We start from the raw sequence: 19415 nt of genomic DNA, 5'->3' as shown, positions 1-19415 counted from the left end.
TTTGCCGAGGAATATTCGCGGAGGTGTGCATGGCAAGGAAGCCACAGCAGGGATTGACCCTGATTGAAGTCATGGTTGCGCTGGTGCTGCTGTCGTCAGGGCTGTTGGCGATGGCGGCGTTGCAAGGGCGCGCATTGCAGGGCTCCGATGGCGCCCGGATCACTAGCCAGGTTGCCTGGCTGGCGCAGGGGATGTTGGAGCGGGCGCGTTCGGCGGGCGGTATCGATGCCGCAGACCGGCTTGAGTTTCAGCAGTCGGTCGAGGCGTTTGTCGGCGGGGCAGGGCAAGGAAAGGTTCGGGAAGACGTCGGCCAGGTCCGTGTGAGCATTGACTGGAGCGAGGAGCGGGCTGGCGGTGGGCAGCGGCTCCATGAGCTGGGTGGTGTGCGATGAGGGCGGCAGCGGGTTTCAGCCTGGTCGAGGTGTTGCTGGCGCTGAGCCTCGGTTTGCTGGTGGTCATGGCCGGCAGCCGGGTTTTCATTGCTGCCTTGCAGAGCTGGCAGGCGCAGGAGGTTGCCGCCGGACTACAGGAAGATGCGCGTTTTGTCCTGCAGCGGCTGGCGCGGGATATCCGGATGGCGGGAATGTTCGGCTGCCTGCGGCCTGAGGCCATGACCTTCACAAGTCCGGCCACCGCGCAGGCATTCTCCCGCCCTGTCAGTCTGGAGCGCACGGGTGACGGCACGTTGCACAGCCTCACCTTGATCAGTGCCCAGGCTGGGGAGTTGGGCGGTGCGCCGGACTGGACGCTGATCACGGATTGCCGGACCACTGCCGATGTCGTTGAGGGCGTTGCGCTTCCTCGCGCAGGTACCTTCACGGTACCGCTGCGCCGCCAGGTGTATCGGTTGAACGCCGCCGACCTGTTGCTCAGCAGTGGTGGCAGCAATGCGGTGCTGATTGGAAATATCAGCCGGCTGGACGTCGAGCAGGAAACGGACCTCCTGAAACTCCGCCTCACCCTGGATGATCCGCAACGGCGAGTACGGCCGCAGACCTACCATCTGGCGGTCGCGCTTCGCAACGGGTGGCCCTGATGCGTCGGCGTGCGGCAAAGCAGCATGGAAACGTTCTGCTGCTGTGCATGACGCTGCTGATGTTGTTGGGCTTGCTGGGTCTGTCGGCCATGCAGGGTGCGATCCAGCAGCAACGCATGACCAGTAATCTGCTGGCTTCGATGCGGGCGTTCGAGTCGGCGGAGGGCCTGTTGCGGGTAGGGGAGGCGCGTCTGCCAGGGGCCGTCATCGGTCCTTGTGGTGTCTGCCTGCCGCCCCCGGAAGCCGAGTGGGTGCAGGCGGCTGGTATCCATCATGGAGGCAGTGGCTCCGGACTTGTCTGGCAGGGTGGGGACGCCGGTCTGTACCTGATCCAGAACCTGGGGCCAAGCAATCGCGCGCGGGGCATGCCGGAAGAGCTGTCCGTCACGCTATTCCGTATTACTGCCATCGGCCTGGAGGGTGAATCCCGGGTCGTCCTTGAAAGCACCTTTGCGTGGCCGGAGCTGCCGGGTGATGTGCCTGCCCGGCGTGTCGCCTGGCGGCAAATATTCTAGGAGTATTCATGCAGCGAACCGAGAAGGGCCTGAGCCTCATTGAATTGTTGATTGTCGTCGCACTGGTCGGCATGCTGGCGAGCATTGCCTACCCCAGCTACAGCGAAATGGTCAAAAAGGCCGCGCGCACGGAAATAGTCGGGATCTTGTTCGAAAGCGCGCAGCACCTGGAGCAGCACCACTCCCGCACCGGTCGCTATACCGACTCCGAAGCGGGGGCGGCCCGACTGCCGGACGGAAACGCCCATTACAGCCTGTATGCCAAGCGCGAAGCCGACAGCTACGTCCTGACTGCCAGACGGCGGTTCGGCGCGGCCATGGCTTCTGACGTCTGCGGCGATTTCGAGCTCGATCATCGGGGCGTGCGGTCCAATCCGTCGCGTGGCGACGACGCAGGTCTGGGTTGCTGGGGTGGTTGAAGTCATTCATGGCGCCGGGCTGGCGCCGCGGTTCATTTCGGGTACTGGATCTACAGATGACCAAGCAAGTAGTAATCGTGGGTGGTGGCGTGATCGGTTTGCTGACGGCGTTCAACCTGGCCAGGGACGTCGAGCGGGTGGTGGTGTGCGACAAGGGTGAGTTGGGCGGCGAATCGTCCTGGGCGGGAGGCGGTATCGTCTCGCCGCTCTACCCTTGGCGCTACAGCCCGGCGGTTACCGCCTTGGCGCACTGGTCCCAGGACTTCTATCCACAGCTTGGCGAACATCTGTTCAGCAGCACCGGGGTCGATCCGCAGGTTCATGTGACCGGTCTGTACTGGCTTGATCTGGATGACGAAGCCGAAGCGCTGGCCTGGGCGAAGCGGGAAGGGCGTCCGTTGAGCAAGGTCGCGGTGTCCGAGGCATATGCCGCCGTGCCTGTGCTCGGGCCGGGCTTCAACAGTGCGGTGTACATGGCCGGTGTTGCCAACGTCCGTAATCCGCGCTTGCTGAAGTCACTCAAGGCGGCATTGCAGGCGCTGCCCAACGTTACCCTCCAGGAACATTGCGAAATCACCGGCTTCGTCCGCGAAGGCGAGCGCATTGCCGGCGTCCAGACCACTGCGGGGACTATCGAGGCGGATGAGGTAGTACTCACGGCCGGGGCCTGGAGTGGTGACCTTCTGCGCCTGCTAGGTTTCTCTCTGCCTGTGGAGCCGGTCAAAGGGCAGATGATTCTGTTCAAGTGCGCCGAGGACTTCCTGCCCAGCATGGTCCTGGCCAAGGGGCGCTATGCGATCCCGCGCCGTGATGGCCACATTCTGGTGGGCAGTACGCTGGAGCATGCCGGTTACGACAAGACGCCGACCCCGGACGCTCTGCAAAGCCTGCGGGCTTCGGCGATCGAATTGCTTCCGGCGCTGGCGGATGCGACACCGGTAGGGCATTGGGCGGGATTGCGTCCCGGCTCTCCGGAAGGGGTGCCGTACATTGGCCGGGTGCCGGGCTGCGAGGGTCTGTGGCTGAACTGCGGGCATTACCGCAATGGACTGGTGCTGGCGCCAGCTTCCTGCCAATTGTTCAGCGACCTGCTGATGGGGCGCGAGCCGATCATCGATCCGGCACCTTATGCACCCCAAGGGCGCCTGGAAGCGATCTGACCGGCAGCAGCCGTTGGCCTCAGCGTTTGTCGCCGGGGCCTTGTTCCAGGTGCGCCGTGCTGCAATACCACTCGTTGCCGCGATGCAGGGCGCGGTCGTTTGGCAGGTGCACGCCGCAGTGAGAGCAGCGCACCATCTTCAGCGGGGCGTCCAGAGGCGTGGAGGTTGAGGCGGCACTGCCTGCCTTGAACTTGCGCCACAGCCAGAACGCGGCGGCAATCAGGGCAATCCAGAAAAGTAGGCGAACCATGGTGTCCAGCTTATTCAGTGAAGATGCGCCAGTTTAGAAGAGCTGCTGACGGCGGCCAATAAAAAAGGGAGGCCCAAGCCTCCCTTTTTTCATTTCGTTGCGATCAGTCAAACACGCCGAAGGTCATGTAGCTGAACCACGAACGGTCATCATTGTTGCCTTCGGCTTCGTGATGCTCTTCCTGCATCACATCACCGTCTTTAGGCAGCAGATCTTCCGGAATCGCTTCCTTGGCATCTTCGTACTGCTTGATCACGTCCTGGTTGGCGCGGGTTTCACCCGGCGGCAGCGGCGCGGCGGTTTCGATCAGGCCCAGCGTGGCCTTGGACAGCCAGCCGCGGTTGTCGGCTTCTTCCTGACGCGGCACGAACTGACCGTCAACCAGGCTCGGATGGTCAGGGTAGTTGAGCTTCAGGGTTTCCAGGCTGGTAGCCGCCAGGTCGTCCAGGTGCAGACGCTGGTAGGCCTCGACCATCACGGCCAGACCGTCGCCGACCGATGGGGTTTCCTGGAAGTTCTCGACCACATAGCGACCGCGGTTGGCGGCGGCGACGTAGGCCTGACGGGTCAGGTAGTAGTCGGCAACGTGGATTTCGTAGGAAGCCAGCAGGTTGCGCAGGTAGATCATCCGCTGCTTGGCATCAGGCGCGTAGCGGCTGTTGGGGTAGCGGCTGGTCAGCTGGGCAAATTCGTTGTACGAGTCGCGGGCGGCACCCGGGTCACGCTTGGTCATGTCCAGCGGCAGGAAGCGCGCCAGCAGGCCACGGTCCTGGTCGAAAGACGTCAGGCCCTTCAGGTAGTAGGCGTAGTCGACGTTCGGGTGCTGGGGGTGCAGGCGAATGAAACGCTCTGCCGCGGACTTGGCCGCTTCAGGCTCGGCGTTCTTGTAGTTCGCGAAGATCAGCTCAAGCTGCGCCTGGTCGGCGTAGCGACCGAACGGATAACGCGACTCCAGTGCCTTCAGTTTCGCGGTGGCGCTGGTATAGCTGTGGTTGTCCAGGTCAGCTTGCGCCTGCTGGTACAACTCGGCTTCGCTCAGGTTTTCGTCGACGACTTCCTTCGAAGAACAAGCAGCGGTCAGTCCGAGGATGGCGATCAGCAGCAGGTGTTTCACTTGCATGGCGGCTTGCGTCCCTATGACGGCCGCTGTCTTGGGCGTGGCCGTCCTGTTATGATGAGCGCCCCGTGGAACCCTCGGGGCAAAAGACGCCGTATTTAACCACAAGCGCGCAGCCGAAACCAAAGGCTGTGCCGTCGCCTGATTCGAGCATGTCCGAGATCATTCAACTTAGCGCAGAGGTGCCGTCCGAATTGGGCGGTCAACGCCTCGACCAAGTCGCCGCCCAATTATTCGCTGAGCACTCGCGCTCGCGCCTATCCGCCTGGATCAAAGAGGGCCTACTGACCGTCGATGGCAATGTCGTGCGCCCGCGTGACATCGTCCATGGCGGTGCCATCCTGGCCCTCGAGGCCGAGCAGGAAGCCCAGGGCGAGTGGATCGCCCAGGACATCGCGCTGGACATCGTCTACGAAGACGACCAGATCCTGGTGATCAACAAGCCAACTGGCCTGGTGGTTCACCCGGCTGCCGGTCATGCCGACGGCACCCTGCTCAATGCCCTGTTGCACCACGTCCCGGACATCATCAATGTGCCGCGTGCCGGCATCGTCCATCGCCTGGACAAGGACACCACCGGTCTGATGGTGGTGGCCAAGACCCTGGAAGCGCAGACCAACCTGGTCGCGCAGTTGCAGAGTCGCACGGTCAGCCGCATCTATGAGTGCATCGTGGTGGGCGTGGTGACTGCTGGTGGCAAGATCAATGCCCCTATCGGCCGCCACGGCTCGCAACGCCAGCGCATGGCGGTGATGGACAGCGGCAAGCCGGCCATCAGCCACTACCGTGTTCTGGAGCGCTTCCGCTCCCACACGCATGTGCGGGTCAAGCTGGAGACCGGGCGTACCCACCAGATTCGGGTGCATATGGCTCACGTGAACTTCCCGCTGGTAGGTGATCCGGTCTATGGCGGGCGTTTCCGCATTCCGCCAGCCGCCAACCCCACCATGGTTGATGCACTCAAGACCTTCCCGCGTCAGGCGCTGCACGCGCGCTTCCTGGAACTGGCGCATCCGACCACCGGTCAGCGCATGAAGTGGGAATCGCCGCTGCCGGATGATTTCGTCTGGATGCTGTCGCTGCTCAAGCAGGACCGCGAGGCGTTCGTCGGATGAGCCTCCTGGCTCCCAGCCTGCTGATTCCGGACTGGCCAGCGCCAGTCCGGGTCAGGGCGTGCGTGACAACGCGCGCGGGCGGGACCAGCCAGGTGCCTTACGACACGCTCAACCTCGGTGACCATGTTGGCGATGCGCCGGCAGCGGTGGCCGAAAACCGCCGGCGTCTGACCGAAGAATGTACCGTTCGTCCGGCCTGGCTCAAGCAGGTGCATGGTCTTGCGGTGGCTTATGCCGACCCGCAGGTGATTGCTGAAGCTGACGCCAGTTGGACAGATATTCCCGGTATCGCCTGCACGGTGATGACCGCCGACTGTCTGCCCGCGCTGTTCTGTGATCGCGCGGGCACCCGGGTAGCTGCGGCGCATGCCGGCTGGCGCGGTCTGGCGGGCGGTGTGCTGGAAGCCACGCTGGACACCCTGGCAGTGGATCCCAAGGATGTTCTGGTCTGGCTGGGTCCGGCCATCGGGCCGCAGGCCTTCGAAGTGGGCGCCGAGGTTCGCGAGGCGTTCATGGCCATTCATCCTCAAGCCGCTTCGGCTTTCGTGCCCGGCGCCCAGCCAGGCAAGTTCATGGCCGACATCTATGCCCTGGCGCGTATTCGCCTGGTTGCGCGAGGTGTCGAGGCTGTCTATGGCGGTGGTTACTGCACAGTGACCGACTCGCGCTTCTTCTCTTATCGACGCAATCCGCACACGGGTCGCTTCGCATCCTTGGTCTGGCTCGAACCCAACTGACCTGAGTCAACGGCGTCAGCCTTGAATCTTCCAAAATGATCCACATCTACAGTGGTATCTCAGGCAGGCTTCTCTTCATCAGGTGTGTCCATCGCTCCGGCCTGCCCTTTTAAGGAAGGTAACTTATGCGAATAGACCGTTTGACCAGCAAATTACAGCTGGCGTTATCCGATTCCCAATCCTTGGCTGTGGGTATGGACCATCCTGCCATCGAGCCCGCGCACTTGTTGCAGGCCCTCATTGACCAGCAGGGCGGTTCGATCAAACCACTGCTGATGCAGGTCGGTTTCGACGTGCCCAGCCTGCGTACCGCGTTGAGCAAAGAGCTCGACCAACTGCCGAAAATCCAGAATCCGACTGGCGACGTGAACATGTCGCAGGATCTGGCGCGCCTGCTCAATCAGGCTGACCGCCTTGCCCAACAGAAAGGCGACCAGTTCATTTCCAGCGAGTTGGTGCTGCTGGCGGCAATGGACGAGAACAGCAAACTGGGCAAATTGTTGCTCGGCCAGGGCGTGACCAAGAAAGCCCTGGAGAATGCCATCAGCAACCTGCGCGGCGGCGATGCGGTGAATGACCCCAACGCCGAAGAGTCCCGTCAGGCGCTGGACAAGTACACCGTCGACCTGACCAAGCGCGCCGAAGAAGGCAAGCTGGACCCGGTGATTGGCCGGGACGACGAAATCCGCCGCACCATCCAAGTCCTGCAGCGCCGGACCAAAAACAACCCGGTGCTGATCGGTGAGCCTGGCGTGGGTAAAACCGCCATCGCCGAAGGCCTGGCCCAGCGCATCATCAATGGCGAAGTGCCGGACGGCCTGAAAGGCAAGCGCCTGCTGTCGCTGGATATGGGCGCGCTGATTGCTGGCGCCAAGTTCCGTGGCGAGTTCGAAGAGCGGCTCAAATCGCTGCTTAATGAACTGTCCAAGCAGGAAGGGCAGATCATCCTGTTCATCGATGAACTGCACACCATGGTCGGCGCCGGCAAAGGCGAAGGCTCCATGGACGCAGGCAACATGCTCAAGCCGGCATTGGCCCGCGGTGAGCTGCATTGCGTCGGTGCGACCACGCTGAATGAATATCGCCAGTACATCGAGAAGGACGCGGCGCTGGAGCGGCGTTTCCAGAAGGTGCTGGTGGAAGAGCCGAGCGAGGAAGACACCATTGCCATCCTCCGCGGCCTTAAAGAGCGCTATGAAGTGCACCACAAGGTGGCGATCACCGACGGGGCGATCATTGCCGCGGCCAAGCTCAGCCATCGCTACATCACGGATCGCCAGTTGCCGGACAAGGCCATCGACCTGATCGACGAAGCCGCCAGCCGCATCCGCATGGAGATCGACTCCAAGCCCGAAGTGCTGGACCGTCTGGAGCGCCGTCTGATTCAGTTGAAGGTGGAATCCCAGGCACTGAAGAAAGAAGACGACGAAGCGGCGATCAAGCGCCTGGAAAAACTGACCGAGGAAATTACCCGGCTCGAGCGTGAATACTCCGACCTGGAGGAGATCTGGACGTCGGAGAAAGCCGAAGTACAGGGCTCGGCGCAGATCCAGCAAAAAATCGAACAGTCGCGTCAGGAGCTGGAATCGGCAAGGCGCAAAGGTGACCTCAGCCGCATGGCCGAGCTGCAGTACGGGGTGATCCCGGATCTGGAGCGCAGCCTGCAGATGGTGGATCAACACGGCAAGTCCGAGAACCAACTGCTGCGTAACAAGGTGACCGAGGAAGAAATCGCCGAAGTGGTCTCGAAGTGGACCGGTATTCCGGTGGCCAAGATGCTCGAAGGCGAGCGGGAAAAATTGCTGAAGATGGAAGGCCTGCTGCACGAGCGGGTGATTGGCCAGGATGAGGCGGTGGTGGCGGTGGCCAACGCCGTGCGTCGTTCCCGCGCCGGTCTGTCCGATCCGAACCGGCCAAGTGGTTCGTTCCTGTTCCTCGGCCCGACCGGTGTCGGTAAAACCGAGCTGTGCAAGGCGTTGGCGGAGTTCCTCTTTGATACTGAAGAGGCGATGGTCCGCATCGATATGTCCGAGTTCATGGAGAAACACTCCGTGGCTCGCCTGATTGGTGCCCCGCCAGGCTATGTCGGTTACGAGGAGGGCGGTTACTTGACCGAGGCGGTGCGTCGCAAGCCGTATTCGGTGGTATTGCTCGATGAGGTCGAGAAGGCCCATCCGGATGTGTTCAACGTGTTGCTGCAAGTGCTGGAAGACGGTCGCCTGACCGACAGCCACGGACGCACGGTGGACTTCCGCAATACGGTGATCGTCATGACGTCCAACCTGGGCTCTGCACAGATCCAGGATCTGGTCGGTGATCGCGAGGCGCAACGTGCCGCGGTGATGGATGCGGTGGGCGCGCACTTCCGGCCGGAGTTCGTCAACCGGATCGACGAGGTGGTGGTCTTCGAGCCTTTGGGCCGCGATCAGATCGCCGGTATCACGCAGATCCAGCTCGGCCGCCTGCGCAGCCGCCTGGCCGAGCGCGAGCTGAACCTGGAGTTGAGCCCGGAAGCCATCGACAAGCTGATTGCCGTCGGCTACGACCCGGTCTATGGCGCACGACCACTGAAACGGGCGATCCAGCGCTGGATCGAGAACCCGCTGGCGCAATCGATCCTTGCCGGGCGCTTCCTGCCAGGCACGTCGATTACCGCAACGGTGGATGGCGACGAGATCGTTTTCGCCTGATTTTTCGGCGGGTTGAGAGAAGGCCTCGAAATTCGAGGCCTTTTTTCTTTGCATTTTCTTTCGAGTGCTTGTAAAGTGCGCCCCGCTGTATGTCACCCCAGATTTCCGGCGGTAGAAGAAATCTGAAAACAAGTTGCAAATCAGTAAGTTGAATGCAAATTGAGGGGTTGACAAAGGTTTTGAAGGTTGTAGAATGACGCGCCTCAGAGACATGAACGCAGCGATGCACAAGGTCGAAGAGTTCGAGGCGGTAGTGATACAGCATTCGAAATTGCAGTACTGAAATTGATAGTTCCGCGATAGCTCAGTCGGTAGAGCAAATGACTGTTAATCATTGGGTCCCTGGTTCGAGTCCAGGTCGCGGAGCCAAATTTCAAGCCGGGGTATAGCGCAGTCCGGTAGCGCGCCTGCTTTGGGAGCAGGATGTCAGGAGTTCGAATCCCCTTACCCCGACCATTTTTGGGTCGTTAGCTCAGTTGGTAGAGCAGTTGGCTTTTAACCAATTGGTCGTAGGTTCGAATCCTACACGACCCACCATTTTCGAGTCCGGTTCGCTGGGTTTGGATCTTAAAAGGTTGGAACGCCATTAGCGTCCAGCCACGAAAAAGGCGCCTTAACCGGTGCCTTTTTTTTACCGGGGTATAGCGCAGTCCGGTAGCGCGCCTGCTTTGGGAGCAGGATGTCAGGAGTTCGAATCCCCTTACCCCGACCATATTCAGAAGAAGGGCACCCGCAAGGGTGCCCTTTTTCGTTTGTGCCTCAACCTTTTCCTGTTGCGCTCACGCCCCTGTTTTCCCTAGGGTGTGCGGGCAGGGATAGCACTAAGCCATTAATTCTTCTCGTCGAGCTCACCGCTCGGGCTTTTCCCTGCGCCAACAGCGGCCGTGGCAGGCGGGGAGTCTGCCCGCGTCCGCTTTATTGTCGTTTCCCGACAAATATTGCAGGAGCATTGGCATGACAGGATTTCACACGCGCCGCCGGCACGGCTGGCCGTTTGGCCTGAGCGCATTGGCACTGATGTGCAGCGCCGCAGCGGTACAGGCAGAGCAACAAGCCCGGACCTTTGCCAACCCACCTTCCATCGAGCAGGTCGCACCGACGCTCAAGACAGCCCGCGGCACCTTGCTGATGAAGGCCGAAGCGCCGGCTGGCGCGGTGGTCAATCCTCACGCCGGTAAAGAGCGTCTGCTGAATCTGGTGATCGACTACACCGACAGCACCATTTATGACCCGGCCACCCAGAATTCTGTGCCGGTCCATCTGCGCAGCTACAAAGGCACCGGCGTCGACCCACGCACCCCGTTTGTGGCGCCAACCATCAATGTCACGCCCGGCGATACCGTGCGGATCAACCTGGATAACCGTCTTCCACCGGAAGACAGTTGCACCGCCAGCGATCTGCCCATCAACAAGCCGCACTGCTTCAACGGCACCAACCTGCACTCTCACGGCTTGTGGGTAAGCCCGGCGGGCAACAGTGACAACGTGCTGTTGAAGATCAAGCCGAAGCAGAAATTCCAGTACGAATACAACATCCCGGCGGATCACCCGGCGGGCACCTTCTGGTATCACCCGCACCTGCACGGCTCGACAGCGCTGCAAGTCGGCAGCGGCATGGCAGGGGCGTTGGTGATTCGTGGCGATCGTTTGCCCACCTCGGAGTCCAACGGCGATATCGATACCCTGCTCAAGCCGATCCAGGGCCAGGATTTTGTCGAGCGCCTGGTGGTGCTTCAGCAAATTCCTTACGTGTGCCTCGGAAAGGACGGCAAAACCAAGCGAACCAAAGGCGGTGATGTGGATTGGAGTTGTAGCTCCGGCGAAACGGGTGTGGTGGAGTCCTACGACGCATTCGGGCCGGGCGAGTGGGGTAAGTCGGGTCGTTACACCAGCGTGAACGGCATGGTCCAGCCTACGTTCGAGGCGCGCACCGGTGAAGTGCAACGCTGGCGTCTGGTGCATGCCGGTATCCGCGAAACCGTGACCCTGCAGTTCGTCAAACTCAAGGACAGCGCTGCGTCCCAGAGCCTGGCGGGTGTGGCGGCGGCCGATTCGCAGAAGTTCATTGAGCAGAACTGTAATGGTGAAGTGGTGCCGTACCAGGTCATCGCCGCAGACGGCCTGACCATGGCCAAGGCCCAGAGCAAGGAGCTGCTGACCCTGCAACCCGGCTATCGCAACGACCTGTTGATTGCCTTCCCGGAGAAAGGTCGCTACTGCGTGATCGATCGTTCCGAAGCCCCTGCGGGTAACGTGACCCAGCTCACCAGCGATCACCAGCTGCTGGGCTTTGTCGATGCCGAGGCCGGGCAGGCCGTGACCGACAAGAAAAACCACATCAGCAACGTGCTGATCGCTGCTGCCCAGGCGAACATGCCGGAAGGCCCGGTTCGCGAGCAAGTGGTGGCCGACCTGAAGAAAGACCTGCTGCTGACCAGCTTCGTGCCTCATCGCACCATCGAAGAAAGCGAGTTGGTGAAGGATGTGCAGCAACTGGTGTTCAAGATTGGCGAGAACGACAAGGGTGTCACCGAGTTCGCCATCGGCACCACGGCGGAAAATGCCAAGCCTTACGACCCGGCCGTGGTCAATCGCGAGCTGAAGCTGGGTGATGCGCAGAAGTGGGTGTTGCAATCAGCCGCGGCCGGCCATCCGTTCCATATCCACGTCAACCCGTTCCAGATCCAGAAGATCATCGCGCCGGACGGTGTGACCGATCTCAGCGAGCCGGGCGTTGTGGATAACCTGGACAAGGATCATCCCGACGCGCAGTACGCCGGTCTCAAGGGCGTGTGGAAGGACACGCTGTTCGTCAAGCCGCTGACTAACGGCAAGTACTACACCATCTATGTGAACACCCGCTACGAGCGCTACATCGGTGAATACGTCCTGCACTGCCACATCCTCGATCATGAGGACCAGGGCATGATGCAGAACGTGCGGATTTCGTTGGATGGGACGCCGGGTGACGCGCACGGTGCGCATCACTAGCGTCTAACGATTTTGGGGCTGCATTGCAGCCCCAAAATGCGGATCAGTGCAGTTTCAGGCGCGGCTCGGTTCCCCGGCCAATGCGACTACCAAGCATCAGCATCAAGGTCCGGAACGTCCCGTAAAGCGCCATCTGGTGCATGCGGTACAGCGACACATAGAACATCCGCGCCAACCAGCCTTCCAGCATGACGCTGCCGGTCAGGTTGCCCATCAGATTTCCCACCGCCGAGAAGCGCGACAGCGATACCAGCGAGCCGTAGTCGAGGTAGGTGTAGGTCGCCAGCGGCTTCCCTTCCAGACGAGCCTTGAGGCTCTTGGCCAACAGCGATGCTTGCTGGTGAGCGGCCTGTGCCCGTGGCGGCACATTGCGGTCGCTGCCCGGCTGTGGGCAGGCGGCGCAGTCACCGAAGGCGAAAATGTTGTCGTCCAGGGTGGTTTGCAGGGTAGGACGTACTACCAGTTGATTGATCCGGTTGGTTTCCAGGCCATCGATGTCCTTGAGGAAGGCTGGGGCGCGGATGCCTGCGGCCCAGACTTTGAGGCTGGCTTCGATGACGTCGCCATTGGCGGTCTTCAGGCAGTCGGCGTTGACTTCGCTGACCGAGGCGTTGGTCATGACCGTGATGCCGAGTTTTTCCAGGGTCTTGTGCACCGGCACGCTGATGCGCTCTGGCAGCGCCGGCAGAACTCGCGGCCCGGCCTCGATGATGGTGATGTGCATGTCTTCCGGCTTGATCCGGTCCAGGCCATACGCTGCCAGCTCATGGGCGGCGTGGTGCAGCTCGGCGGCCAGCTCGACGCCGGTGGCGCCGGCACCGACGATGGCGACGCTGATCTTTTCCTTGGCCTGATCGCCAGCGTGGGCGCGCAGGTAGTGGTTCAGCAGTTGCTGGTGGAAGCGCTCGGCCTGCTTGCGGGTGTCGAGGAACAGGCAGTGCTGGGCGGCGCCCAGGGTGCCGAAATCATTGGTGTTGCTGCCGACAGCGATGACCAGGGTGTCGTAACCCAGGGTGCGCGCGGGCAGCAGCTCGCGGCCCTCTTCGTCGAGGGTGGCGGCCAACTGGATCTGTTGGGAGGCACGATCAAGCCCGCTCATGCGTCCGAGCTGGAACTGGAAGTGATTCCACTTGGCCTGGGCCACGTAGTTCAGTTCGTCCTCGGAGGAATTCAGCGAGCCTGCTGCGACTTCGTGCAGCAACGGTTTCCAGATGTGGGTCAGGTTGGCGTCGACCAGGGTAATACTGGCCGTGCCCTTTTTACCCAGGGTCTTGCCCAGGCGGGTCGCCAGTTCCAGGCCGCCGGCGCCGCCGCCGACAATCACGATGCGGTGAGTCATGGAGATATCTCATAAGGTTTACGGAATTCGGGTCCTGACTGGCCGGCCGCGTGGGGCGGGCGAAGTGGGCGAGCGCAAGGCAGCTCATAGCACCAACAAACTCAGGAGGCGGCTCACCAGCCCCAGTACCACGGTCACGCCCACGACCAACGCAAGGAGCAGCCAGGGCCGGAAAGGCTTGCGCTCGACTTGGTGTTGGGGGGCTTGCAGGTACTGATCGACACGTCGCTGGTCTTCGGGGGTCAGGCGGCTGGTCATGATGGCCTCGGCAGGTAGACGCTTGGAGTTGTGGGAAAGCTACAGGGTTCACTGTAGTCGCTTGCCACTGGCGTACCTGCCGGCAAAAGCTCGCATCAATAGCGAATGATTGCGCTTTGTATCACCGGCGCCGGATTTATGCCATCCCGCTTTAGCAGGAGGACGGATCAGAGGCTGATGCCAACGTCGAAGACAATGCTGCGCCCCAGGTTGCCGCGCAGGAAATCGGGCGCGTCGGGGTGGGCGAAGATCACCCGGGCGAAGGTCGGGCCGACCAGAGAGAGGGAGCGCCAGCCTTGGCGCAGGTACTCGGTGGGCGGCGGGAAGTGGCTGTTGAGGTCGAGGGTTTCGCGCTTGAGGCTGGCGAAAGCAATGATGTCCAGCTCACCCAGGTCCAGCCCGCGCTCGCGGTAGTTATGGGCCTTTTTCCGCAGGGTGGGGGCCAGCCGTTGCAGCAACTCGGGCGCGCCGATGCGCCGTGGGCGAGCTTCGCGACGGACCAGTTGCGACAACGAAAACGCGCTGCGCCGACGCTGCAGTTCTTCGCGCCATTCGTCGTTCAGGCGACGGCCCTCGTCCAGCACGAAAAACACCTCGAACGCCGCGTCGCGGAACAAAACGTCAGGCGGCTCCTGGCCGGCGGCGGTGAAATCCTCGCTACGATAGGGGATGTTCAAGCCTTGCAGCAGGCGTTGGCAGACCCAACGCTCGCGTTCCCATTTGCGGGCATTGGAGAGAAACGCATTGGCTTGTTCGGCCTGAATGGTGAGCAGGCGCAGGTAGTCTGAGTCATCCATAGGAAACAAGCTTAGCGTCCAATTCCGTTTTGAGGGAGCAAGTGGCTGATTCTGGTCGGTTTTAGCTGTCCCAGCGCAGGGAACGCCGGCGAGCCGGGTGTAGACTGCCAGAATCCCCCGTGAAGAAGGGCTGCCTGCCGTGATTGGTGCACAACTGCTGTCGGATCTGAGCCTGACCCTCGGCTGGATCATCTTCGTGCCGCTGCTGGCCTGGGCCGTGGCGAGTACCCGTTGGGTCGAGCTGTTCACCGACAGCCGGCGCCAGCACCTGTTTCTGGGCACGGTGTTCGCGTTGTTTGCGCTCTGGCTGGTACGGCGGGATTTCGAAACGGGCCTGTCCTACCACTTCATCGGTATGACCGCCGTTACCCTGCTGCTGGACTGGCCATTGGCCGTGCTCGGTGCGTTCATGGCGCAGATCGGCCTAGTGTTGCTGGGTCGCCAGGATCTGGCGGCAATGGGCGTCAATGGCGTGCTGCTGATCGGCCTTCCGGTACTGGTCACTGAGGTGTGCGCGATGCTTGTGGAGCGGGCACAACCACGCAATCTGTTCGTTTATATCTTCTGTTCGGGATTCTTTGCTGCGGCGCTGTCGGCGTTGGTGTGCCTGCTGGCAAGCCTGGGCGTGCTGTGGCTGGATGGGCGCTTCGTGATGCCGGTGTGGCTGGAGGACTTTATCGGCTACCTGTGGCTGGTGCTCTTCCCTGAAGCTTTTATCAACGGGATGGTGGTCAGCGCGCTGGTGGTGTTCTGCCCGGAATGGCTGGAGACGTTCAACAGGACCCGCTATTTGCAGGCCCCGTGGAAGGATGACGGACCGGAGCCTTAATGCGGCTCGCGCGGGTCGAATTCACCGGAGAACAATTCGTCCTCGGCATCCGGTGCGACCGGAATCTTGTGCTCCTCGGCGGCCCAGGCGCCCAGGTCGATCAGCTTGCAGCGATCGGAACAAAACGGTCGGTTCGGGCTGGTAGCGCTCCATTCGACAGGGGCGCCACAGGTTGGGCAATCAACGTTCAGCGGCTGGCTCATGCTCGGCCTCCTCGCAAAGTCAGGTAAAAGTGGTGCAGGCGGTCGACTTCCGAATGCAGCCAGGCCAGGTCGCGGTCATTGACCAGCACATCATGGGCATGGCGCAGGCGCTCTTCGCGGCTGGCCTGTGCCTTGAGGATGGCCTGGACCTGCTCCGGGCTGGTCTGGTCGCGCAGCAGGGTGCGTTCGATCTGCAAACTCTGCGGCGCGTCGATCACCAACAGGCGGTCGGTACGCTGGTACTGGCCCGACTCGACCATCAATGGCGAGACGAACACGGCGTAAGGGGATTCGGCCTTGGCCAGGTAGCTGAAAATCTCCTGGCCGATCAGCGGATGCAGCAGGGCTTCCAGCCAGCGGCGTTGTTCCGGGTCGGCGAAGATCAGCTCGCGCAGCGCGGCGCGATTGAGCTGGCCGTCTTCCAGCAGGACGCCGGGTCCGAAGCGCTCGACAATGCTGGCCAGTGCCGGACGACCGGGTTCGACCACCCAGCGGGCGGCCTGGTCGGCGTCCACCAGGTGCACGCCCAGCTCGACGAAGCGTTGCGCGGCTGCGCTCTTGCCGCTACCGATGCCTCCGGTGAGGCCGAGAATCCAGGGAGTGAAAGCGGGCGTTGTCATCAAAATCCAGCGAGATGCAGATAGGAAGTGGTTATTTGACCACCCCAGAGCAGTGCGATCCAGCCTGTCACAGCCATATAGGGGCCGAAAGGTATCGGCGTGCTGGCGCGTTTACCGGCCAGACGCAGCAGGACCAGGCCGAGAATGGCTCCCAGCAACGACGAAAAGAACAGGATGAACGGCAGAATCTGCCAACCACCCCAGGCACCGAGCAGTGCCAGCAGCTTGAAGTCGCCATAGCCCATGCCTTCCTTGCCGGTGATCAGTTTGAACAGCCAGTACACCGACCACAGGCTGACATACCCGATCACCGCGCCCCACAGCGCCTGTTCCAACGGCACGAACAGTCCGAACGCATTGACGATCAGCCCTAGCCACAACAACGGCAAAACCAGCGCATCGGGCAGCAGTTGGTGTTCGATGTCGATCAGGCTCAGCGCAAGCAGTCCCCAGCTCAACAGCATGAACGCCGCCGCGCTGGCGCTGAAACCGAAGTGCCAGGCGGCGAACAGGGTCAGCCCGGCGCTGGCCAGTTCGGTCAGGGGATAGCGGAGGCTGATGTGCGCTTTGCAGCCGGAGCAGCGACCGCGCAAGAACAGGTAGCTGATCAGCGGTATGTTTTGCCAGGGCCGGATGCGCTGCTGGCAATGCGGGCAGCGCGAAGGCGGGAGAAACAGGTCGAAACGCTCGCTCGGCTGCACCGGCAGCGCCAGTGCCTGGCGGGCGTCGTCGCGCCATTGGCGTTCGAGCATCAGCGGCAGGCGATGGATCAGCACATTGAGGAAGCTGCCGACGATCAGGCCCAGCAGCAGGGCGCTCCCCAGATAGGCCAGCGGCTGGCTGGCGAGGGTGTCCCACAGGTTCATGTTCAGATCACGTCACCCAGCTGGAAGATCGGCAAGTACATGGCAATCACCAGGCTTCCGATCAGAAGCCCCAGTATCAGCACGATCACGGGTTCGAGCAGGCTGGTGAGGTTTTCGATCAATTGATCAATGGCCTGTTCGTGGTGGTTGGCGATGCGTTCGAGCATATCGTCCAGCGTGCCGGATGTCTCTCCGATCCCGCACATCTGTACGCAGAGGTTGGGGAACAGTGGGTTGCCGCGCATCGCTGCGCTCATCGAGAGGCCATTGCCGAGGTCGTGGCGCAGGCGAAGAATCGCCTGTTCGTACAGCGCGTCGCCGCAGGCTCTGGCCACTGGCCCCAAGGCTTCGACCAAGGGAATGCCCGCCGCGAAGCAGGTGCATAAGGTCCGCGCGAAGCGGGCCAGCGCCGCGTGCTGCAGCAGGGTGCCGAGCACGGGCAGGCGATGGCCGATACGCAACAGCCACAGGTGGAATTTCAGATGACGGCGGAACGCCTGCTGCACCGTGACGCCGCCGGCCAACAGCAGGGTCGCCATCAGCAGGATGTGATTGGACAGCCAGTCGGCCAGGCCAATCACCATCAAGGTGAACGCCGGCAGCTCCGCGCCCATGCCGGCGAACAGCACTTCGAACTGCGGCACCACCTGAAGCAACAGCAGGCTCGACACCCCCAAGCCCACCATTAGCACCAGCAGCGGGTAGATCATCGCCTTCTTCATTCGCGCCCGCAGGGTGGCGCGTTTTTCCTGGAAGGTCGCCAGTTGCTCCAGCAGGGTATCCAGGCGCCCGGAGGCTTCGCCGACCGCCACCAGATTGCAATAAAGCGTGTCGAAGTAGCGCGGGTGCTTGCGCAGGGCTTCGGCCAGGCTGTGGCCGGCGCTGATGTCGCGCTTGAGGGTGTGTAGCAGCGTGATCATGCGGGTGTTCTTGCTGCCCTCGGCGATGATGTCCAGGCCGTGCAGCAGAGGAATGCCTGCCTGGAACAGGGTCGCCAGGTGGCGGCTTAACTGGGTGAGTTGCGCCGCGCTGATCTGCCGCGAGAACTTCAATGTCGAGACGCGGCGCGAATGGTGGATGCGAGTGGTATGGATGCCGCGTTTGCGCAGCATGGCCTTGATCAGCGCCGGGCTTTGCCCATCGCTGCGGCCGCTGACCCGGGCGCCGTTCCGATCGACTCCCTGCCAGTTGTAGGTTCTGGTTTTCATGGTTATGGCGACGTCCTTGTAGCAATTGGCCAAACACAATTTCCGTAACAGCTCCAGCCGGCAGTGCTTCCCGGCCCGCACTAGAGTAGTCGAGCCGCCCCGGCGGTCCTGCCTGGCAGGGTGACAAAAGGTGTCGGCTCGGGCCTACTGGCGCGCCTGTCGGCACAACCGACCGATATGACTTGAAGTTTCAGTAATTGGGGAATGCATCCATGAAGGAGCAACGCGGGATTACATTGATCGAGCTGATGATTGTCGTGGCGATCATTGGCCTGTTGGCGACTATCGCCATGCCGCTCTACACCAACCACCAGGCACAGGCCAAAGCCACGGCTGGCCTGGCCGAAATCAGCGCGCTGAAGACCGGTTTCGAGGTTCGACTGACACAGGGGGCGGATATCGCCAATGTCACCCAGATCGGCGGCCAGGAACGCACCGCGAACTGCACCATCAGCGCCACGGCGGTAGCCGCCAGCGGCACTGGCAGCATCGCCTGCACCCTGGTGGATGCACCGGCGCCGGTGCTCGGCAAGACCCTGACCCTGAACCGCTCGGCCACCGGCTGGACCTGCAGCACCAACATCGGCACCGACCAGGCGCCGAAAGGGTGCGAGGCGAAGGATCAATAGCCTTATTAAACAGTAAATTGCGTAAGGCTCACGGCAGTGGTAGCGTTGGCGCCACGCCGGTGTAGCTCAGTCGGTAGAGCAGCGCACTCGTAACGCGAAGGTCGCAGGTTCGATTCCTGTCTCCGGCACCAGAAAAACCAAAGGCCTACAGCGATGTAGGCCTTTTTTGTTTCTGGAGCGGGCAGGCATGGGGCTGGCAAAGGTCTGGGCTGCCTTCCTGTGGATACATTTCGTTGCCGAGCAGATTTGCTGCCCTGCAGCGACAGTTCAGTGGATTCGCTAAAGCACAGATCCCATCACCACAAACTGATATTCGTTCGAAGCGAAGCCTATTCAAAACCATCTCAATGGTCAGGTTTGTAATATTTTGAAATGAATTCAGTCATCTCACTGAATCGCAACCTTTTTCCTGGCAGAACTACCGTTCGTCGGCTCAAGACCACGCCCCGCATCGCTTTCACCCAGCGAAACCGGCGACTAATCAGGAAGTATTAATACTAAGTGAACGTACGAATTGTCCGGCATGGATCCAATTTTTCGGCTACAAATTCACCCCAAATGGAACCTGTATTCGCCAAGGTCAGGCTGTTCGACTCGCAGTGTGTGTATTTCCAAGGGGTTTTGTTCACACTCCGA

General features: G+C 61.5%; 20 protein-coding genes and 5 tRNA genes. 16 read left to right on the top strand and 9 right to left on the bottom strand.

Going from position 1 to position 19415, the window contains the following annotated elements; translation table 11 throughout:
- Nucleotides 1-29: 29 nt before the first annotated feature.
- The 5 genes from pilV to thiO are packed head-to-tail and all read left to right on the top strand — an operon-like array spanning nucleotide 30 to nucleotide 3130.
- Nucleotides 30-392 carry a type IV pilus modification protein PilV gene (gene pilV, locus NTD88_RS20110; protein WP_262154594.1) on the top strand — a complete coding sequence of 121 codons (363 nt, stop codon included), beginning with the start codon at nucleotides 30-32 and terminating at the stop codon, nucleotides 390-392.
- Nucleotides 389-1036: a PilW family protein gene (locus NTD88_RS20105; protein WP_262154593.1), complete on the top strand. Its 648-nt coding sequence runs from the start codon at nucleotides 389-391 to the stop codon at nucleotides 1034-1036. Before pilV ends, NTD88_RS20105 begins: the two co-directional genes overlap by 4 nt.
- The gene (locus NTD88_RS20100) at nucleotides 1036-1551 is read left to right on the top strand and encodes a pilus assembly protein PilX (RefSeq protein ID WP_262154592.1); all 516 of its coding nucleotides are present in this window, start codon (nucleotides 1036-1038) and stop codon (nucleotides 1549-1551) included. The genes NTD88_RS20105 and NTD88_RS20100 overlap by 1 nt, the downstream gene beginning before the upstream one ends.
- 8 nt (nucleotides 1552-1559) lie before the next feature.
- Nucleotides 1560-1970: a type IV pilin protein gene (locus NTD88_RS20095; RefSeq protein ID WP_262154590.1), complete on the top strand. Its 411-nt coding sequence runs from the start codon at nucleotides 1560-1562 to the stop codon at nucleotides 1968-1970.
- Between the two features lie 56 nt (nucleotides 1971-2026).
- Nucleotides 2027-3130 (top strand): glycine oxidase ThiO, encoded by a 1104-nt coding sequence (thiO, locus tag NTD88_RS20090; RefSeq protein WP_262154589.1) that lies wholly within the window; start codon nucleotides 2027-2029, stop codon nucleotides 3128-3130.
- A gap of 19 nt (nucleotides 3131-3149) precedes the next feature.
- On the opposite strand, the gene NTD88_RS20085 is transcribed toward thiO, so the two are convergent.
- A complete protein-coding gene (locus NTD88_RS20085) occupies nucleotides 3150-3380 on the bottom strand; it encodes a PP0621 family protein (RefSeq protein WP_262154587.1) in 231 nt (76 codons plus the stop codon).
- Between the two features lie 103 nt (nucleotides 3381-3483).
- Nucleotides 3484-4500, bottom strand: coding sequence for an outer membrane protein assembly factor BamD (locus NTD88_RS20080; RefSeq protein ID WP_095154400.1), 1017 nt, complete (start codon nucleotides 4498-4500; stop codon nucleotides 3484-3486).
- Between the two features lie 149 nt (nucleotides 4501-4649).
- Here NTD88_RS20080 and rluD point away from each other — a divergent pair, with 149 nt between their 5' ends.
- The 8 genes from rluD (at nucleotide 4650) to NTD88_RS20040 (ending at nucleotide 12030) form a co-directional block, all read left to right on the top strand.
- On the top strand, nucleotides 4650-5612 hold the full coding sequence (rluD, locus tag NTD88_RS20075) for a 23S rRNA pseudouridine(1911/1915/1917) synthase RluD (protein ID WP_095154402.1): 963 nt from the start codon (nucleotides 4650-4652) through the stop codon (nucleotides 5610-5612).
- Nucleotides 5609-6349 carry a peptidoglycan editing factor PgeF gene (gene pgeF / locus NTD88_RS20070; RefSeq protein WP_262154586.1) on the top strand — a complete coding sequence of 247 codons (741 nt, stop codon included), beginning with the start codon at nucleotides 5609-5611 and terminating at the stop codon, nucleotides 6347-6349. Before rluD ends, pgeF begins: the two co-directional genes overlap by 4 nt.
- Before the next feature lie 125 nt (nucleotides 6350-6474).
- Nucleotides 6475-9039 (top strand): ATP-dependent chaperone ClpB, encoded by a 2565-nt coding sequence (gene clpB, locus NTD88_RS20065; protein WP_095154406.1) that lies wholly within the window; start codon nucleotides 6475-6477, stop codon nucleotides 9037-9039.
- A gap of 293 nt (nucleotides 9040-9332) precedes the next feature.
- Nucleotides 9333-9408 (top strand) — tRNA-Asn (locus tag NTD88_RS20060).
- 10 nt (nucleotides 9409-9418) lie between these two features.
- Nucleotides 9419-9495, top strand: a tRNA-Pro gene (locus NTD88_RS20055).
- A 5-nt stretch (nucleotides 9496-9500) separates the two neighbouring features.
- Nucleotides 9501-9576: transfer RNA gene (locus NTD88_RS20050), tRNA-Lys, on the top strand.
- A gap of 98 nt (nucleotides 9577-9674) precedes the next feature.
- Nucleotides 9675-9751 (top strand) — tRNA-Pro (locus NTD88_RS20045).
- Between the two features lie 242 nt (nucleotides 9752-9993).
- Nucleotides 9994-12030 carry a multicopper oxidase family protein gene (locus tag NTD88_RS20040; RefSeq protein WP_262154585.1) on the top strand — a complete coding sequence of 679 codons (2037 nt, stop codon included), beginning with the start codon at nucleotides 9994-9996 and terminating at the stop codon, nucleotides 12028-12030.
- Nucleotides 12031-12073: 43 nt separating this feature from the next.
- Here NTD88_RS20040 and NTD88_RS20035 read toward each other — a convergent pair whose 3' ends face one another.
- The 3 genes from NTD88_RS20035 to NTD88_RS20025 form a co-directional block, all read right to left on the bottom strand.
- The gene (locus tag NTD88_RS20035) at nucleotides 12074-13369 is read right to left on the bottom strand and encodes an NAD(P)/FAD-dependent oxidoreductase (RefSeq protein ID WP_095154408.1); all 1296 of its coding nucleotides are present in this window, start codon (nucleotides 13367-13369) and stop codon (nucleotides 12074-12076) included.
- Between the two features lie 84 nt (nucleotides 13370-13453).
- Complete coding sequence (locus NTD88_RS20030) at nucleotides 13454-13627, bottom strand: DUF3094 family protein (protein ID WP_095154410.1); 174 nt, start codon at nucleotides 13625-13627, stop codon at nucleotides 13454-13456.
- 167 nt (nucleotides 13628-13794) lie between these two features.
- Nucleotides 13795-14424, bottom strand: a complete 630-nt coding sequence (locus NTD88_RS20025; RefSeq protein ID WP_095154412.1) for a DUF1780 domain-containing protein — start codon at nucleotides 14422-14424, stop codon at nucleotides 13795-13797.
- Between the two features lie 139 nt (nucleotides 14425-14563).
- On the opposite strand from NTD88_RS20025, the gene NTD88_RS20020 reads away from it, so the two are divergent.
- A complete protein-coding gene (locus NTD88_RS20020; protein ID WP_110969588.1) occupies nucleotides 14564-15253 on the top strand; it encodes an energy-coupling factor ABC transporter permease in 690 nt (229 codons plus the stop codon).
- On the opposite strand, the gene yacG is transcribed toward NTD88_RS20020, so the two are convergent.
- From yacG to NTD88_RS20000, 4 genes are read right to left on the bottom strand one after another with little or no spacing between them, the layout of a single operon-like run.
- Nucleotides 15250-15456 (bottom strand): DNA gyrase inhibitor YacG, encoded by a 207-nt coding sequence (gene yacG, locus NTD88_RS20015; RefSeq protein WP_095154416.1) that lies wholly within the window; start codon nucleotides 15454-15456, stop codon nucleotides 15250-15252. The genes NTD88_RS20020 and yacG overlap by 4 nt on opposite strands.
- Nucleotides 15453-16076 (bottom strand): dephospho-CoA kinase, encoded by a 624-nt coding sequence (gene coaE / locus NTD88_RS20010; protein WP_262154584.1) that lies wholly within the window; start codon nucleotides 16074-16076, stop codon nucleotides 15453-15455. Before coaE ends, yacG begins: the two co-directional genes overlap by 4 nt.
- Nucleotides 16076-16942, bottom strand: a complete 867-nt coding sequence (locus tag NTD88_RS20005) for a prepilin peptidase (protein ID WP_262154583.1) — start codon at nucleotides 16940-16942, stop codon at nucleotides 16076-16078. The genes coaE and NTD88_RS20005 overlap by 1 nt, the downstream gene beginning before the upstream one ends.
- Nucleotides 16943-16944: 2 nt before the next feature.
- The gene (locus NTD88_RS20000; protein ID WP_262154582.1) at nucleotides 16945-18150 is read right to left on the bottom strand and encodes a type II secretion system F family protein; all 1206 of its coding nucleotides are present in this window, start codon (nucleotides 18148-18150) and stop codon (nucleotides 16945-16947) included.
- Nucleotides 18151-18362: 212 nt separating this feature from the next.
- Here NTD88_RS20000 and NTD88_RS19995 point away from each other — a divergent pair, with 212 nt between their 5' ends.
- Both NTD88_RS19995 and NTD88_RS19990 read left to right on the top strand, forming a co-directional pair.
- Nucleotides 18363-18779 carry a pilin gene (locus tag NTD88_RS19995; RefSeq protein ID WP_095154423.1) on the top strand — a complete coding sequence of 139 codons (417 nt, stop codon included), beginning with the start codon at nucleotides 18363-18365 and terminating at the stop codon, nucleotides 18777-18779.
- A gap of 55 nt (nucleotides 18780-18834) precedes the next feature.
- Nucleotides 18835-18910: transfer RNA gene (locus NTD88_RS19990), tRNA-Thr, on the top strand.
- The last annotated feature ends 505 nt before the right edge of the window (nucleotides 18911-19415 follow it).

Source organism: Pseudomonas sp. 20P_3.2_Bac5, from assembly GCF_025466035.1.
Taxonomy (GTDB): domain Bacteria; phylum Pseudomonadota; class Gammaproteobacteria; order Pseudomonadales; family Pseudomonadaceae; genus Aquipseudomonas.
Note: the sequence above shows the minus strand (reverse complement) of the source record. Positions and strands in the feature narration are given on the sequence as shown.

What these genes read in the sequence shown, in the direction of transcription:
- pilV (WP_262154594.1), top strand. Translation starts at nt 30, where the DNA reads ATGGCAAGGAAGCCACAGCAGGGATTGACCCTGATTGAAGTCATGGTT.
- NTD88_RS20105 (WP_262154593.1), top strand. Translation starts at nt 389, where the DNA reads ATGAGGGCGGCAGCGGGTTTCAGCCTGGTCGAGGTGTTGCTGGCGCTG.
- NTD88_RS20100 (WP_262154592.1), top strand. Translation starts at nt 1,036, where the DNA reads ATGCGTCGGCGTGCGGCAAAGCAGCATGGAAACGTTCTGCTGCTGTGC.
- NTD88_RS20095 (WP_262154590.1), top strand. Translation starts at nt 1,560, where the DNA reads ATGCAGCGAACCGAGAAGGGCCTGAGCCTCATTGAATTGTTGATTGTC.
- thiO (WP_262154589.1), top strand. Translation starts at nt 2,027, where the DNA reads ATGACCAAGCAAGTAGTAATCGTGGGTGGTGGCGTGATCGGTTTGCTG.
- NTD88_RS20085 (WP_262154587.1), bottom strand. Translation starts at nt 3,380, where the DNA reads ATGGTTCGCCTACTTTTCTGGATTGCCCTGATTGCCGCCGCGTTCTGG.
- NTD88_RS20080 (WP_095154400.1), bottom strand. Translation starts at nt 4,500, where the DNA reads ATGCAAGTGAAACACCTGCTGCTGATCGCCATCCTCGGACTGACCGCT.
- rluD (WP_095154402.1), top strand. Translation starts at nt 4,650, where the DNA reads ATGTCCGAGATCATTCAACTTAGCGCAGAGGTGCCGTCCGAATTGGGC.
- pgeF (WP_262154586.1), top strand. Translation starts at nt 5,609, where the DNA reads ATGAGCCTCCTGGCTCCCAGCCTGCTGATTCCGGACTGGCCAGCGCCA.
- clpB (WP_095154406.1), top strand. Translation starts at nt 6,475, where the DNA reads ATGCGAATAGACCGTTTGACCAGCAAATTACAGCTGGCGTTATCCGAT.
- NTD88_RS20040 (WP_262154585.1), top strand. Translation starts at nt 9,994, where the DNA reads ATGACAGGATTTCACACGCGCCGCCGGCACGGCTGGCCGTTTGGCCTG.
- NTD88_RS20035 (WP_095154408.1), bottom strand. Translation starts at nt 13,369, where the DNA reads ATGACTCACCGCATCGTGATTGTCGGCGGCGGCGCCGGCGGCCTGGAA.
- NTD88_RS20030 (WP_095154410.1), bottom strand. Translation starts at nt 13,627, where the DNA reads ATGACCAGCCGCCTGACCCCCGAAGACCAGCGACGTGTCGATCAGTAC.
- NTD88_RS20025 (WP_095154412.1), bottom strand. Translation starts at nt 14,424, where the DNA reads ATGGATGACTCAGACTACCTGCGCCTGCTCACCATTCAGGCCGAACAA.
- yacG (WP_095154416.1), bottom strand. Translation starts at nt 15,456, where the DNA reads ATGAGCCAGCCGCTGAACGTTGATTGCCCAACCTGTGGCGCCCCTGTC.
- coaE (WP_262154584.1), bottom strand. Translation starts at nt 16,076, where the DNA reads ATGACAACGCCCGCTTTCACTCCCTGGATTCTCGGCCTCACCGGAGGC.
- NTD88_RS20005 (WP_262154583.1), bottom strand. Translation starts at nt 16,942, where the DNA reads ATGAACCTGTGGGACACCCTCGCCAGCCAGCCGCTGGCCTATCTGGGG.
- NTD88_RS20000 (WP_262154582.1), bottom strand. Translation starts at nt 18,150, where the DNA reads ATGAAAACCAGAACCTACAACTGGCAGGGAGTCGATCGGAACGGCGCC.
- NTD88_RS19995 (WP_095154423.1), top strand. Translation starts at nt 18,363, where the DNA reads ATGAAGGAGCAACGCGGGATTACATTGATCGAGCTGATGATTGTCGTG.